The organism is Lysinibacillus sp. NPDC093216, from assembly GCF_050280325.1.
In the GTDB taxonomy this organism is placed as follows: Bacteria; Bacillota; Bacilli; order Bacillales_A; family Planococcaceae; genus Lysinibacillus.
In genome coordinates this window covers 1-13,760 of the sequence record NZ_JBNNVB010000040.1, presented here as the reverse complement: position 1 = coordinate 13,760, position 13,760 = coordinate 1, and the positions used below count along the sequence as shown (strand labels likewise).

11 protein-coding genes, 6 tRNA genes and 1 rRNA gene are annotated in these 13,760 nt (G+C 38.8%); 3 read left to right on the top strand and 15 right to left on the bottom strand.

All coding sequences use genetic code 11. The annotated features are described in order from the left end of the window. Positions 1-413: 413 nt before the first annotated feature. Positions 414-2,216 carry a glutamine--fructose-6-phosphate transaminase (isomerizing) gene (glmS, locus tag ACQKOG_RS25365; protein ID WP_370077341.1) on the bottom strand — a complete coding sequence of 601 codons (1,803 nt, stop codon included), beginning with the start codon at positions 2,214-2,216 and terminating at the stop codon, positions 414-416. A 1,000-nt stretch (positions 2,217-3,216) separates the two neighbouring features. Between glmS and ACQKOG_RS25360 the strand changes: the two genes are divergently transcribed. Further along, positions 3,217-3,558, top strand: a complete 342-nt coding sequence (locus ACQKOG_RS25360; RefSeq protein WP_370077342.1) for a PadR family transcriptional regulator — start codon at positions 3,217-3,219, stop codon at positions 3,556-3,558. Continuing rightward, complete coding sequence (locus ACQKOG_RS25355) at positions 3,548-4,120, top strand: hypothetical protein (protein WP_370077343.1); 573 nt, start codon at positions 3,548-3,550, stop codon at positions 4,118-4,120. Before ACQKOG_RS25360 ends, ACQKOG_RS25355 begins: the two co-directional genes overlap by 11 nt. Before the next feature lie 60 nt (positions 4,121-4,180). On the opposite strand, the gene ACQKOG_RS25350 is transcribed toward ACQKOG_RS25355, so the two are convergent. The 13 genes from ACQKOG_RS25350 to ACQKOG_RS25290 form a co-directional block, all read right to left on the bottom strand. Further along, positions 4,181-4,702, bottom strand: a complete 522-nt coding sequence (locus ACQKOG_RS25350) for a type 1 glutamine amidotransferase domain-containing protein (RefSeq protein WP_370077344.1) — start codon at positions 4,700-4,702, stop codon at positions 4,181-4,183. A 174-nt stretch (positions 4,703-4,876) separates the two neighbouring features. Beyond that, on the bottom strand, positions 4,877-6,229 hold the full coding sequence (gene glmM, locus ACQKOG_RS25345; protein WP_370077345.1) for a phosphoglucosamine mutase: 1,353 nt from the start codon (positions 6,227-6,229) through the stop codon (positions 4,877-4,879). A 285-nt stretch (positions 6,230-6,514) separates the two neighbouring features. Further along, positions 6,515-7,606: a CdaR family protein gene (locus tag ACQKOG_RS25340; protein WP_427448465.1), complete on the bottom strand. Its 1,092-nt coding sequence runs from the start codon at positions 7,604-7,606 to the stop codon at positions 6,515-6,517. Further along, complete coding sequence (cdaA, locus tag ACQKOG_RS25335; RefSeq protein WP_370077347.1) at positions 7,599-8,435, bottom strand: diadenylate cyclase CdaA; 837 nt, start codon at positions 8,433-8,435, stop codon at positions 7,599-7,601. Before cdaA ends, ACQKOG_RS25340 begins: the two co-directional genes overlap by 8 nt. Positions 8,436-8,584: 149 nt before the next feature. Beyond that, the gene (locus ACQKOG_RS25330) at positions 8,585-9,211 is read right to left on the bottom strand and encodes a zf-HC2 domain-containing protein (RefSeq protein ID WP_427448464.1); all 627 of its coding nucleotides are present in this window, start codon (positions 9,209-9,211) and stop codon (positions 8,585-8,587) included. Between the two features lie 13 nt (positions 9,212-9,224). Further along, a complete protein-coding gene (gene sigW, locus ACQKOG_RS25325) occupies positions 9,225-9,788 on the bottom strand; it encodes an RNA polymerase sigma factor SigW (RefSeq protein WP_370077349.1) in 564 nt (187 codons plus the stop codon). Between the two features lie 133 nt (positions 9,789-9,921). Next, positions 9,922-10,827 (bottom strand): arginase, encoded by a 906-nt coding sequence (rocF, locus tag ACQKOG_RS25320; RefSeq protein ID WP_370077350.1) that lies wholly within the window; start codon positions 10,825-10,827, stop codon positions 9,922-9,924. Positions 10,828-10,999: 172 nt separating this feature from the next. Continuing rightward, a tRNA-Lys gene (locus ACQKOG_RS25315) sits at positions 11,000-11,072 on the bottom strand. 12 nt (positions 11,073-11,084) lie between these two features. Then, positions 11,085-11,159: transfer RNA gene (locus tag ACQKOG_RS25310), tRNA-Gln, on the bottom strand. Positions 11,160-11,174: 15 nt separating this feature from the next. Next, positions 11,175-11,258 (bottom strand) — tRNA-Tyr (locus ACQKOG_RS25305). 14 nt (positions 11,259-11,272) lie between these two features. Further along, a tRNA-Val gene (locus tag ACQKOG_RS25300) sits at positions 11,273-11,348 on the bottom strand. A gap of 74 nt (positions 11,349-11,422) precedes the next feature. Further along, positions 11,423-11,497, bottom strand: a tRNA-Glu gene (locus tag ACQKOG_RS25295). 115 nt (positions 11,498-11,612) lie between these two features. Next, a tRNA-Asn gene (locus ACQKOG_RS25290) sits at positions 11,613-11,689 on the bottom strand. Positions 11,690-11,957: 268 nt separating this feature from the next. Between ACQKOG_RS25290 and mbcS the strand changes: the two genes are divergently transcribed. Continuing rightward, on the top strand, positions 11,958-13,541 hold the full coding sequence (gene mbcS / locus ACQKOG_RS25285; protein WP_370077351.1) for an acyl-CoA synthetase MbcS: 1,584 nt from the start codon (positions 11,958-11,960) through the stop codon (positions 13,539-13,541). Positions 13,542-13,665: 124 nt separating this feature from the next. Here the strand turns inward: mbcS and rrf are convergent. Continuing rightward, positions 13,666-13,760, bottom strand: a 5S ribosomal RNA gene (gene rrf, locus ACQKOG_RS25280); the annotation flags it as partial.

The window sequence follows — 13,760 nt, the reverse complement described above, 5'->3', positions numbered from 1 at the left end:
TTAAACATCGCATCTTTTTTACAAACATCGCTACTTTATTTTAAATCCACAGGTATAACTTTTTTCAAAACGGTACAACTTTATTTCAAACGGTTAAACTTTGTTTTAAAGATACACATAGACATTTATCAATTTTTTGGTTAATGAACGTTTCTAAATTTCCTCCAACTAATGAATGTGGATTTATGTCAATATTAATTATAGAAAGCTTATGTAGTTTTATAATTATTTTTATAATTTATGACTATTATGAGTAGGTCAATAAGAAAAAAGAAAACCTTGATACAGCAAGCATTTTCGCTGTATCAAGGTTTTAATTGATGTCACTTTTAATTATAATTATGTGACAAAATTAATTATAAGTTGTGACAGGATTAATTATAACTCACAACAAGTGATCTCTATCTCAACAATTACTCAACAGTTACCGATTTAGCCAAGTTACGTGGTTTATCCACATCACAGCGGCGGTGTAGTGCTGCGTAATAGCTAATTAATTGTAATGGCACTACAGAAACAAGAGGTGTTAGTAATTCATGAACTTGAGGGATTACTAAACGGTCACCGTCTTCGTCTACGCCAGCCATGGCAATAATGCATGGGTATGCTCCACGTGCAGCTACCTCTTTGACGTTACCACGGATGTTTAATCCTACTGCTTCTTGTGTAACAAGGGCAAACACCGGTGTACCTTCTTCGATTAAGGCAATTGTTCCGTGTTTTAGCTCGCCACCTGCGAAGCCTTCTGCTTGGATATAAGAGATTTCTTTTAGCTTCAAGGCACCCTCAAGGCTTACATAGAAGTCTATGTTACGGCCGATGAAGAATGCGTTGCGTGCGATTTTTAAGTAGTCCTCAGCAATATCCTCTAAAACATCTTTTGAATCGATAATTGTTTGAATACCGTTTGCTGCAATCGCAAGTTCTTGTTTTAAATCGTATTCTAAGCCCTTATCATTAGCTTTCGCTGTTACATATGCTGTTAGAGCAAGTACAGCTACTTGCGCTACATACGCTTTTGTAGAAGCTACTGCAATTTCTGGGCCTGCATGTAATAACAGTGTATGGTCTGCCTCACGTGATAGAGTAGAGCCAGGTACGTTTGTAATAGTTAATGTTGGATAACCAAGCTCTTTAATTTTCACAAGTACTTGACGGCTATCTGCTGTTTCACCTGATTGCGTAATAAAGATAAACAATGGTTTTTCTGAAAGTAATGGCATATTGTAGCCGAATTCACTTGAAATATGAACTTCCACTGGGATACCAGCCATTTTTTCGAAATATTGCTTACCGATTAGACCTGCATGATAGCTTGTGCCGGCTGCAATAATATATAGACGGTCTGCTGCTCGTAAGGCTTCTAAAATATTAGCGTCAATTGTTAATTCGCCATTCTCACCTTCGTACGCTTGAATGATTTTACGAATAACTGTTGGCTGCTCATCCATTTCTTTTAGCATATAGTGAGGGTACGTACCTTTTTCAATATCGCTCATATCGAGCTCTGCTGTATATGGTGCACGCTCTACTAATGTACCGTCTAACTTTGTAATTTCAACGCTAGCTTTGTGTACGATTACGACCTCTTTATCGTGTAGCTCCACATATTGATCTGTTACCTGTAGCATCGCCATTGCATCTGAAGCAACAACATTAAAGCCTTCACCAACACCTACTAAAAGTGGAGATTTGTTTTTCGCAACGAAAATTGTATCTGCCGCTTCTGCATCTAAAAGAGCCAATGCGTAAGAGCCGTGTAATAAAGATAAAGTTTTACGGAACGCTTCAGCCGTGCTTAAACCTTCTTTTACAAATAGCTCTACTAATTGCACGATGACCTCTGTGTCTGTATCAGATTTCATCGAAATACCTTTTAAATAAGTTTTTTGTAATAAATGATAGTTTTCAATAACTCCGTTGTGTACTAGCGTAAAACGTCCTGATTCACTTTGGTGAGGGTGTGCATTCAAACGGTTTGGTACACCATGAGTTGCCCAACGTGTATGACCAATACCAACTCTTGCAGCAACGTCCTCGTCCACTGCGTCACGTAAATCTGCAATACGTCCCTTTTCTTTGAAGACTGTTACACCCTCTTCATTACGTACTGCAATACCCGCTGAGTCATAGCCACGATACTCTAGTTTCTCTAAGCCTTTTAATAAGATTTCCTTTGCATCTGCTTCACCAATATATCCTACAATTCCACACATAAATTTCTTTTCCTCCGATATTGTCAATTTGTCGCAATGACAAATTAGACCTCAAGCTATCGAATTTTTTATGAATGTAAAAGCCATGCTTATTTATCAATTATGCCCCGGCATAATTCCCGGACATCCGCCGGAGGCTTTAACTTCTTTCAGTGGATGTTTGGACACCTGCTGAAAGAAATTAAATAAAATAAGCAAACTAATACATGCACATTGTTAACACTCATTCAGCCATCTGAATAGTAAACATTCGATACATGAGGTTTCTCTATTTATCTATTGCTTTAACTATACCTTTTTCATTTTCTGTACATTCAATCGCTTAAATGCTTTCAAAATGAAAAGTGACAATCGGGTATGTCGATTGGGAGGCATCCGCCGAATTTTCGATAAACCTCCACCTCGTCTGCTGAAGATCGTTTCGTCCAATTTCTTCAGCTCAGGCGCTATAATTGTTTTCCGATTTTGCGCTTTCTTCCCTCCTTATGCGCTCTCGTTAAATGATAAGGTCGGACCTCATATTCAACTTCTCCATCATACTCAATCATATGCTGTACGTCAAATTTTCGTTATAAAAAACACCTATTTATCCTACTTTTCAGTGACAAAAAGTAGACAAACAATCTGCTATAAAGCATTATCTTGAGATTCTTAATCAATTTGTGCCTCGGCATAATTGCCGCTGTCGCTTCGCTTTCGCGCAGAAAACATTTGCCGCTGTCGCTTTGTTTTCGCTACCAAAACACTTGTAACAGCCGTTTCACTTACGTTACATAAAACATTTTGAAAGAAGTTAAAATTATGATGATTTTTTCAGCAACAAGTATTTTCGGTTATGGATTTGTTTTGAACAGAGCCGAAAATAAATTGCGCCAAAAATAAAATTCATCTGAACGAAAATCCCATTTTTCAATCGCTTGACAAAGCCGCTACTTAGCAATACTATATACAGTACTTAGCAACACTTAGTACAGGTAATGCTAAGCCTGGGGGTGAGATCGTGGATAATCTGAGTGAAATGCTCAAAGGAGTTTTAGAAGGTATTGTATTAGAAATCATTAGCCGTGGTGAAATATATGGTTATGAGATTGTTAAATATCTCACGCAGATGGGGTTCGATGGCATAGCTGAAGGAACTGTGTATGCGTTACTTATGCGATTGGAAAGAAATCGTCTTGTCAATATTGTCAAAAAGCCATCTGAAATGGGTCCACCAAGGAAATTTTATACGCTTAATGAACAAGGACGAGAAAAATTGATGTCCTTCTGGGCTAAATGGGATTTTTTAAGTAGTCGTATTGAAATTTTAAGAAATAATGGAGGGAACAAACATGAGCTTTAGTCGTGAAATTCAGGAGAGAATTAATCGTTTTGCAAAAGAACAATCCCAGAATTATTTGCAGGACGCTGAGATGACTTATATAGAAAAGCTGCGCAAGAAAAGTGGGCAAACTAAACGGAAAATTGACAATCAATTGTCGAAGTTTAAAGGGCGTTCCGATCAGGGACGAGAAGCGCAAGATGACATGATACTCTATATGAGCGATTATATGAATGATTTAATGTCACAAGGCTTAACGGAGCAGGAAGCTTTTAATAAGGCTAGCGAGGAATTGCAATTCGCCAGTAACTCTGAGCAATCTGAGGATTTAAATGAACGCTTCCAGCAGTATTACGAAAATCGTGATCCCGCAGATTATGAGGCAATCGGGTTATTTTATGGTGGCTTCCTGTTTTTAGGTTTAGGTATCGGCGGATTAAGCGGTTTTCTATCCGGCGGTGGATATGAAGCTTTTGTTGATAGAGGCTGGATCGACACGGCAATCGGCGCTGGTGTTGGGATTATCATTGGTATCGGACTTGGACAAATTACCAATGCTATTATAGCGTTAAAAAAGAAGTAGGGCTATTGGATTGAGTTTATAGATAAAAGGCACAGGCGAACTTACTTGTGCCTTTTAAGCTTAGCCTTCGTTACTCTCCAATAATTTCACAATTTCTCGATTAAATGCTGGTAAATCCTCCGGTGTGCGACTTGTTACTAATTGTTTTTGGCAAACAAACACTTCCTCGTCATGGAATATCGCACCTGCATTTTCTAAATCTACTCGGATTGATTTGTAGCCAGTTGTGTCACGACCAGTTAATGTTTTTGCCGTAATGAGTAATTGAGGTCCATGACAAATAGCAAAGGTTGGTTTCATCTCATCCATAAATTCTTTGACAAATGCCACAATACGATCATCTACGCGTAGTATATCAGGAGAAAAACCGCCTGGGATGAATAATGCATCGAAATCAGAGGCATTTACCTCATCGATATCTTTATCGATTTTTACTTTCTCTCCATGCTTACCTTCTACCTCAATGCCTGCCGTCGTATCAATCGTTATTAATTCATGACCTGCCGCTTCTAATGCTCCTTTAGGACTTGTATATTCAGCATCCTCAAACATATTGGTAATCACTGTAGCAATTTTAGCCATTGCAATACAACACTCCTTGTTATTGTGACTCTGTACTACTGTTCCCATTCTCTTCGAAAGCATTCATTTTTTCATTGCTAGAGCTTTCAATAATTAAAGCCAACGTTTCATTTGTACGGAACAAAAAATAAAAAACTCGACCTCCTATCAAAGGAAATCGAGTTCATATACTATTTATTCAGTTAAGCCCATTTCAGAACGGACAACATCTGCTATACGCCCTACATAACGCTCGCAGTCTTCTTCTGTAGCCGCTTCCACCATTACTCGTACAAGTGGCTCAGTACCTGAAGGACGCACTAATACGCGACCGTTACCAGCCATGTCTGCTTCTACCTCAGCAATCACTGCAGCAACTTTTGCATTTTCTGTCACAGCATGCTTGTCTGTTACACGTACGTTGACTAAACGCTGCGGGAAAATTTTCATTTCAGAAGCAAGCTCTGATAGTTTTTTACCTGTAGCTTTCATAATGTTAACAAGCTGAATACCTGTTAATAAGCCATCACCAGTTGTGTTAAAGTCTAGGAAAACAATATGACCAGATTGCTCGCCGCCAAGATTATAATCATTAGCACGCATTTCTTCCACAACGTAACGATCACCTACAGCAGTTTGTACACTATGCATATCGTTATCTTCAACAGCTTTGTAGAAGCCCATGTTACTCATAACCGTCGAAACGATTGTTTGCTTTTTCAAGCGACCAACTGTATTTAAATACTTACCAATGATGAACATAATTTGATCACCATCAACAATTTTACCGTTTTCATCTACAGCGATTAAACGGTCACCATCGCCATCGAATGCTAAACCAACATCAGCACCCTTTTCTGTGACAAATTTAGCTAATCCTTCTGGATGTGTTGAACCGACACCGTCATTAATATTTAAGCCTGTTGGTGAGGCACCCATCGTTGAGATATCCGCTTCTAAATCTGCAAATAGGTGTGTAGCTAGTGAAGACGTAGCGCCATGTGCACAATCTAATGCTACGTGGATGCCCTCAAATTCTTCAGCCACTGTTTGTTTTAAGTATTGAATATATTTTTGTCCACCCTCGAAGTAGTCGCTTACAGAACCTAAATCTGCCCCGATTGGACGTGGCAAAGTATCTTCTTGAGCATCTAATATTGCTTCGATTTCAGCTTCTTGCGCATCTGTTAGCTTAAAGCCATCAGGACCGAAAAATTTAATACCATTGTCAGCTACTGGGTTATGTGAAGCTGAAATCATAACGCCTGCATTTGCGCTCATCATTCGAGTAAGATAAGCCACACCTGGTGTCGAAATAACACCAAGACGCATTACCTCTACGCCGATTGATAAAAGACCAGCTACAAGTGCACCTTCAAGCATTTCACCTGAAATACGTGTGTCACGACCGATTAATACCTTTGGACGGTCAGTTGCATCCTTCGTTAAAACGTAACCACCTACGCGGCCAAGTTTAAATGCAAACTCCGGTGTTAATTCACTATTCGCGACGCCACGGACGCCATCTGTTCCAAAATATTTACCCATTTTGATTATTCTCTCCTTCAATGCAAGACGGCGATCATGCTTGTCTACGCTGACAACTAGACCACTCGTCTGCTTACTTTTGGAAAAGTCTATTTTCGTTCATTCACTGGTAACTATAATTTTACCCCTATGTAATTTATTTGGGCTTGTAAATAGGCACAGATAAATTTTAGGGATAGGGTATTTTGATTTTAGCCCGAGCAACTTCTTCTCGTTAAAGAATACCCTTACCGATAGAGAACGAAATCTCTACTGAATCAAAATAAAATTATAGTCAGTTATTGTTTAAGAATCAATATCTTCTTCTGTTTTATCAGTAGGCGGCGTGTTGTTATCAGAAGGAGTGTTAGTCTCCTCTGAAGGTGGCGAAGGTAGCGAAGGAGTAGGTGTAGGAGCAGGAGTGGTAGTAGTTGTTGTCGTTGTTGTTTTTTCCTGCTCTGCCTTCGTAATATCGGCCTTCACTTTAATTTTCGTATCAGATATTTTTGTCACACCTTCGGGCAATTTCACATCAAATTCATAAGTTTTTGATTCTGTAATTTTTGATAAATCAACCTCTACTGGTATTGCAGTTAAAGCATCTATGATAGATTTCCTACCGTATACTCTCACCTTTGTAGGACTAATTGTTAATTGGTTGACGGTAATACCATTCTCCGCTTTTCCTATTTCCTTCAGCACAACCGGTAACTCTCTACTGTAAGCTCCAATATCTACTTGTACCTTCACAGTCTCCGGTTCAATCGTCACGTCTAACTTATTTAAATCACGATCTAGTACTTTAACTGCCGCTACTTGTGAGAACGGTTCTTTCAAGCCTTGTTCACCCGTTACGGTAGCTTTTACATAGCTAATATTTTCAATTGCACTTTTGGCACCTGTAATATACACCGTAGTTGGATTAGCAGCCATGCCATTTAAAATATACCCTTCTTCAATTAAACGAGTATTTAGCTCAGGGTCAACACGAAACTCTTGTGTGACCTTTTCCTCAATGTTTACCTTAACAGTTGCTGGGTCTAATGTAACTTGCAACTTATCAGAAATATTTTCGTATTGTAGTTTAACATTATGCTCACCTATGAGTAATTTACTCAAATCCGCAAATATAGAAAAATCTCTCGAAGTTTGAGCTTTTAAAGCGAGTGGCGTTGGACCTTTTATAGTAACGTTTACCGTCTTTGGTATCCCCGTTACAATAAGGTTCTTATCGTCATAAAAAACATCTACTGGCACATCGCGAATTACTACTGTTTGCTCACTCGTTATTGTTTTATTTTTAGGAGATAATTCGGTACGAACGGAGAAAAATAACAAAAAGGCTAGAAATAGTGCAACGATTCGTAACACCCAAGGGCTATCCATCATTTTATCCATTCTTTTTCCCCCTCCAAGTTAACTTAGAGGCTGCATCTGACTCCTGTGCTAATCCGAACCACATTTTACGTAACAGTCCTTCGAATTCCTCTAGAGAAAGATTTCGGTGAAGATTACCATTCATTGTAAGACTAATGGCACCGGTTTCTTCTGATACGACAATAGTAATGGCATCTGTCACTTCACTTAAGCCGAGTGCAGCTCGGTGGCGCGTCCCAAGCTCTTTAGAGATAAACGGACTCTCAGAAAGCGGTAAATAACAGGCTGCCGCCGATATTTTATCTTTTTGCATAATTACTGCTCCATCATGAAGCGGTGTATTAGGTATAAAAATGTTGATCAGTAACTCCGATGAAATCTCAGCATTTAGTCCTATGCCCGTTTCGATATATTCATTTAGACCAGTTTCTTTTTCAATAGAAATTAACGCCCCTATACGACGTTTGGCCATATAACTAACAGATTTCTTCATCGCCTCAATTAGCCTTGTTTGTTCTTCCTCAACTTGATTAATTGAACGTTGGAATAACTTCCCTCTACCAATTTGTTCAAGACCTCGTCTTATTTCAGGTTGGAAAATGATAATAATCGCCAAGAAACCGAAATCGATAACTTGTTGTAACATCCATCCTAACGTTTCTAACCCTAAATATTCTGTAGCAAGGCGCGCAATAATAATTACGAAAATCCCTTTTAATAATTGGACAGCCTTCGTACCTTTAATGAGGGTTAAAATTTTATAAATAACGTACCATACGAGCAGTACATCTAATAAGTTAATAACAATATTCACAGGTGTTAAATTAGCGAAATGTTCGATAATTTGCACGTGGCATCCCCCACTTTTCATTGCGAATCCATACACATTTAAGTATAGCACATTCTTATCAAATGTAACTTTTTTCAAATAAAAAGTCTACTCAAAAGAGTAGACCTTTCAGCCTCTCACGTGCACTATCTATTAGGACGTATAGAGTGTTATTTAGTTGCTTGTTTCTCTTCGAATGTTACAGCAGACTTTACTGAATTTTTGATCGTATACCAAAGCCATTCGAATACTTCGTCAATTTCTTCTATTTTTCCCGAAACAACTGCCGAAGATGCCATATACTGTCCGTTAATAACAGTGACATTGCCATCCACTTCACCCTCAACAATTAAATCACCATTTTTAACAACAATGTCACCTTTTACAACTTCTCCCTTCGGCACAATAACCGTTTGACCTTCAACAACTAGGTTTGGCTGTTTAGTCACGGAGAACTGTCGGTCATCCATGAAGCTACCTAGTAAAGTTGCACTCATGAATAAACAAAAAACTGCTGCTGCCACAAAGAGTGGATGTCGGCGAATCCACTTTTGCATACCTACACGACTTTTAGGTTTCGGTAAACGAGCCATCACGGCTTCTTCAAAATGCGGAGGTGATGTAATGTGGGAAGCGCTCTTCACAAAGGCGATTGTTTCACTTAATTCCTGCATCAACTGTTTACAATCACTGCATGTATGCAAATGTCGTTTTAACTCTTGCTCATGCTCACGACTTATGTCACCATCTAAATAATCATGGATATAGTCTATTATATGCTCTGGACAAGTATTCATGACGCTCCCCCTCCTACAGATTGTTTAATTGCTTTCGTAATGCTTCACGTCCGCGGTGAATCCTCGTTTTCACCGTTCCAAGAGGCATATCTAAAATCTCGCTAATTTCCTGTAATGATAATTCTTCAATATATTTCAATACTATAACTGAACGATATTTATCAGGCAAACGTCCAATTTCATATTGAATGCGATCTTGCAGTTCCATTTGCTCTATCTGTTCTTCCGGTAGCTGGTCATCTGCTGCGATCTGCGAGTACATATTAAGTCCTTCTGTACCAGCTACTTCTGCATCTAAATAGTAATCTGGCTTTTTCTTCCGAATACGGTCTATACAAAGGTTTGTCGCTATGCGATATAGCCACGTCGCAAATTTTCTTTTCTGATCAAAAGTATGCAAGTTCATATAGGCACGAACAAAAGCTTCTTGTGCAATGTCCTCAGATTCTTGCTTGTTCCCTAACATCCTATAGCATACTTGGTACAGTTTGTGCTGATAGAGACTCACAATATCTGCAAATGCGTTTTGATCACCTTTAAGCACTTGTTTAATTTTCTTGTTTACTAACGCATCCATTGTGTTGACTTCTCCACCTTTACAACTGTCTTATACTATACGGCACATCGATAAGAAAAGTTTCATTTTGTTATTAATTATAGCAAAAGATTTTTATACATTGTGGCAACAGGCAATTTTTTGTCAAATTTCTTTAAACTAATGTTTCGCCAAATAAAGAACCCATTAATGCTACTGCAACATCGGCAGTTCTATTCTTCTCATCTAAAATTGGATTAACCTCAACGAATTCAGCAGATGTTAGCATACCTGACTCCTGAAGCATTTCCATTGCCAAATGACTTTCTCGATATGTAATACCACCAGGTACAGGTGTCCCAACTCCTGGAGTATAAAGTGGATCTAAACCATCTAAATCTAGTGATAAATGCAAACCATCTACATTACGCTCCCTTAAATAAGCTAGAGCATCTTCCATTACACGCGTCATTCCAAGACGATCTACCTCGTGCATTGTATATACTTTGATTCCTTGCTGACTAATTAATTCACGTTCTCCTGGATCTACAGAACGCGCTCCAATAATAATGACATTTTCAGGTTTAATTTTCGGTACATTATTACGAATTTTCACTAACCGTTCATGACCAAGTCCAATGCTTACAGCTAATGGCATACCATGTATATTACCAGACGGTGTCGTTTCAGGTGTGTTTAAGTCGGCATGCGCATCAAACCAAATAACACCTAAATTTTTGTAATGCTCACCAAGTCCTGCGAGAGTGCCAATAGCAATACTATGGTCGCCACCAAGTACAAGTGGAAACTCCTTTTGTTCAATTGCTTCATTTACACTTTTCGCCAAAGATGTACTTACATCGATAACTTCCTCTAAATTAAGTAGCTGTTTATCAACAATAGTGCCTTCTTGTTTTTGACTAACACGTATATCCCCTTGATCATGTACTACATGCCCTATTGCCTTCAAGCGCTCTACAACACCTGCGTAACGGATAGCACTCGGCCCCATATCTACCCCTCTGCGAGTTTGCCCATAATCAGTTGGTACACCAATAATAGAAATATTTAGTTTATTCATTTTTTCATACCCCCTTTAAGTTGTATGACTATTGTAAAGCCTACATCCTCCTTGGCTCAACCTTACAATTTCATGAATATTTATACAATTAAAGAGAACATAAAAAAATCTCCTGCTGTTTTCAGCAAGAGATTAATCTGTAGTTAATGTTACACTTTTTATTTTATAAAAGTGAGCCATGAAGGACTCGAACCTTCGACCCTCTGATTAAAAGTCAGATGCTCTACCAACTGAGCTAATGGCTCAAACAATAAAAATGGCTGGGGTACTAGGATTCGAACCTAGGCATGACGGAATCAAAATCCGTTGCCTTACCGCTTGGCTATACCCCAATCATTATAAAAAACTGGTGGAGGGGGACGGATTCGAACCGCCGAACCCTAAGGAGCGGATTTACAGTCCGCCGCGTTTAGCCACTTCGCTACCCCTCCGAAATAACACATTATGGTGGAGGATGACGGGCTCGAACCGCCGACCCTCTGCTTGTAAGGCAGATGCTCTCCCAGCTGAGCTAATCCTCCATAGAAACAGGTGTTCATTTCTTCACAGTTTTTTTATTTTTTTAAGCCTTTGCATTACTACAATGCTTTAAAAATGGTGACCCCTACGGGATTCGAACCCGTGTTACCGCCGTGAAAGGGCGGTGTCTTAACCACTTGACCAAGGGGCCATTTTTTAAATGTCTCAAACAAGACAAGTATTATGATAACATTTTTTATCGTACGATGCAACACTTTTTTTAATATTTTTTATGTAAACACCATCTTTAAAAATGAGCAAAAAAATGGCTCCGAAGGCAGGACTCGAACCTGCGACAACCTGATTAACAGTCAGGTGCTACTACCAACTGAGCTACTTCGGAACAATACTATTCAATTCGGTTTTTAAAACCTCTTAAGTACATTTATTATTATAGCAAGCATTATAAATTATGCAATACTTTTTGTGAAAATTTTTATATTTTTTGTCGAAGTCTTCCTATACAGTAACTAGAAACCTAATAGTTCTCTATTAAATCCAATATTTCTATTTCGTGCGCAAAATATTCTTGCTGTATATTATTGTAATTGTTAAAATGGAAATAGTTTTATGAATTTTCTATTAAATTTGTTTGGGGGAGGAATGTTCACATGGTAACAAACGATTTAATTGCACCAGAATTCTATAATATTACAGAGGAATTGGAGAAATTTTCTCAAGATAGTGATCGCCAAGCTATACGGTGGCTAAATACTCAGCAGGAGCGTCAAACAATTTCCTATGTTGAACTTGTTCAAAAAATGAATCAATACGCGCATGCCTTTACGAAGAAGGGGCTTCAAAAAGGAGATCGCGTATTAGTTATTATTCCACGTCTGCCTGAAGCTTATTTTGTCTTCCTTGGCTGTCTAAAGGCTGGGATTGTTCCTATTTCATGTTCAGAAATGTTACGTGCAAGTGATTTAGAATATCGTATGGAACACTCTTCTGCAAGGGCAGTAATAGCTTATGAAGCGTTCACAAGTGAGGTAGATCGTATTACTTCTTCAGTAGAGGCTTTAAATAATAAATTGGTTATTGGTACTGCTACTGGTGATTGGACCTCTTTAGATGAATTAGCAAGTACCCAGCCAGATACATTTACAGCAGCTGCTACTAAAAGAGATGATATGGCATTTCTTTCTTATACATCTGGCACCACTGGCAAACCAAAAGGGGTTGTCCATTCACACGGATGGGGATATGCACATATTAGAACAGCCGCTTCACAATGGCTTTGTGTACGTGAAGGTGATTTAGTTTGGGCTACAGCTGCTCCAGGGTGGCAAAAATGGATTTGGAGCCCATTTTTATCGACTATTATGCTAGGCGCAACTGCATTTGTATACCACGGAGGATTTGATGCAAAAACATACCTTAAACTGCTTCAAGAAGAAAAGGTTAATGTATTGTGCTGTACTCCAACGGAATATCGAATTATGGCGAAGATTGATAATTTAAAAGACTATAATCTATCTTCTCTACGTAGTGCTGTTTCGGCTGGTGAACCATTAAATCGACCAGTCATCGAAACATTTATGAATAACTTCAGTCTTAAAGTGCGCGACGGCTATGGCCAAACGGAAAATACTTTATTAATCGGCACACTTGAAAATATTGATTTACGTCCGGGTTCAATGGGTGTTCCTACTCCAGGCAATATTGTCCGTATTATAGATCATGAGGGCAAAGAGGCACCGATTGGAGAAGTTGGAGATATTGCAGTACACAAATCTTCTCCTGCTCTATTTAAGGAGTACTATCGTGAGCCTGAACGTACACAAGCTGCCTTCCGTGGAGATTGGTATATTACTGGTGACCAAGCCAAATGCGATGAAGATGGCTACTTCTGGTTTGAAGGTCGAGGAGATGACATCATTATTTCATCAGGCTATACAATTGGGCCATTTGAGGTAGAGGATGCTTTAAATAAACATGAAGCTGTACAAGAATGTGCTGTAGTCGCAGCTCCAGATGAAATTAGAGGACATATTGTTAAAGCCTTTGTCATCTTGCGAGAAAGCTTCAGAGATCGTGATGAAGAGGAGTTAACAAAAGAACTACAGGAGCACGTTAAAGCATTAACAGCACCTTATAAATATCCTCGTAGTATTGTTTTTATTGATGAGCTACCAAAAACAACTTCTGGTAAAATTCGTCGTATAGAACTACGAACAGCAACAACAACTGTATAAAATATAATAAAGAGACATTTCACCATTCACTTGGTTGAAATGTCTCCTTTATATATTGCTAATATTTAATATTCTTTTGGATAAAAAAAAGCCACTACTGAGTTTGTCAGCAGCGACTTTTTGCGCCTAGCGACGTCCTACTCTCACAGGGGGAAGCCCCCAACTACCATCGGCGCTAAAGAGCTTAACTTCCGTGTTCGGTATGGGAACGGGTGTGAC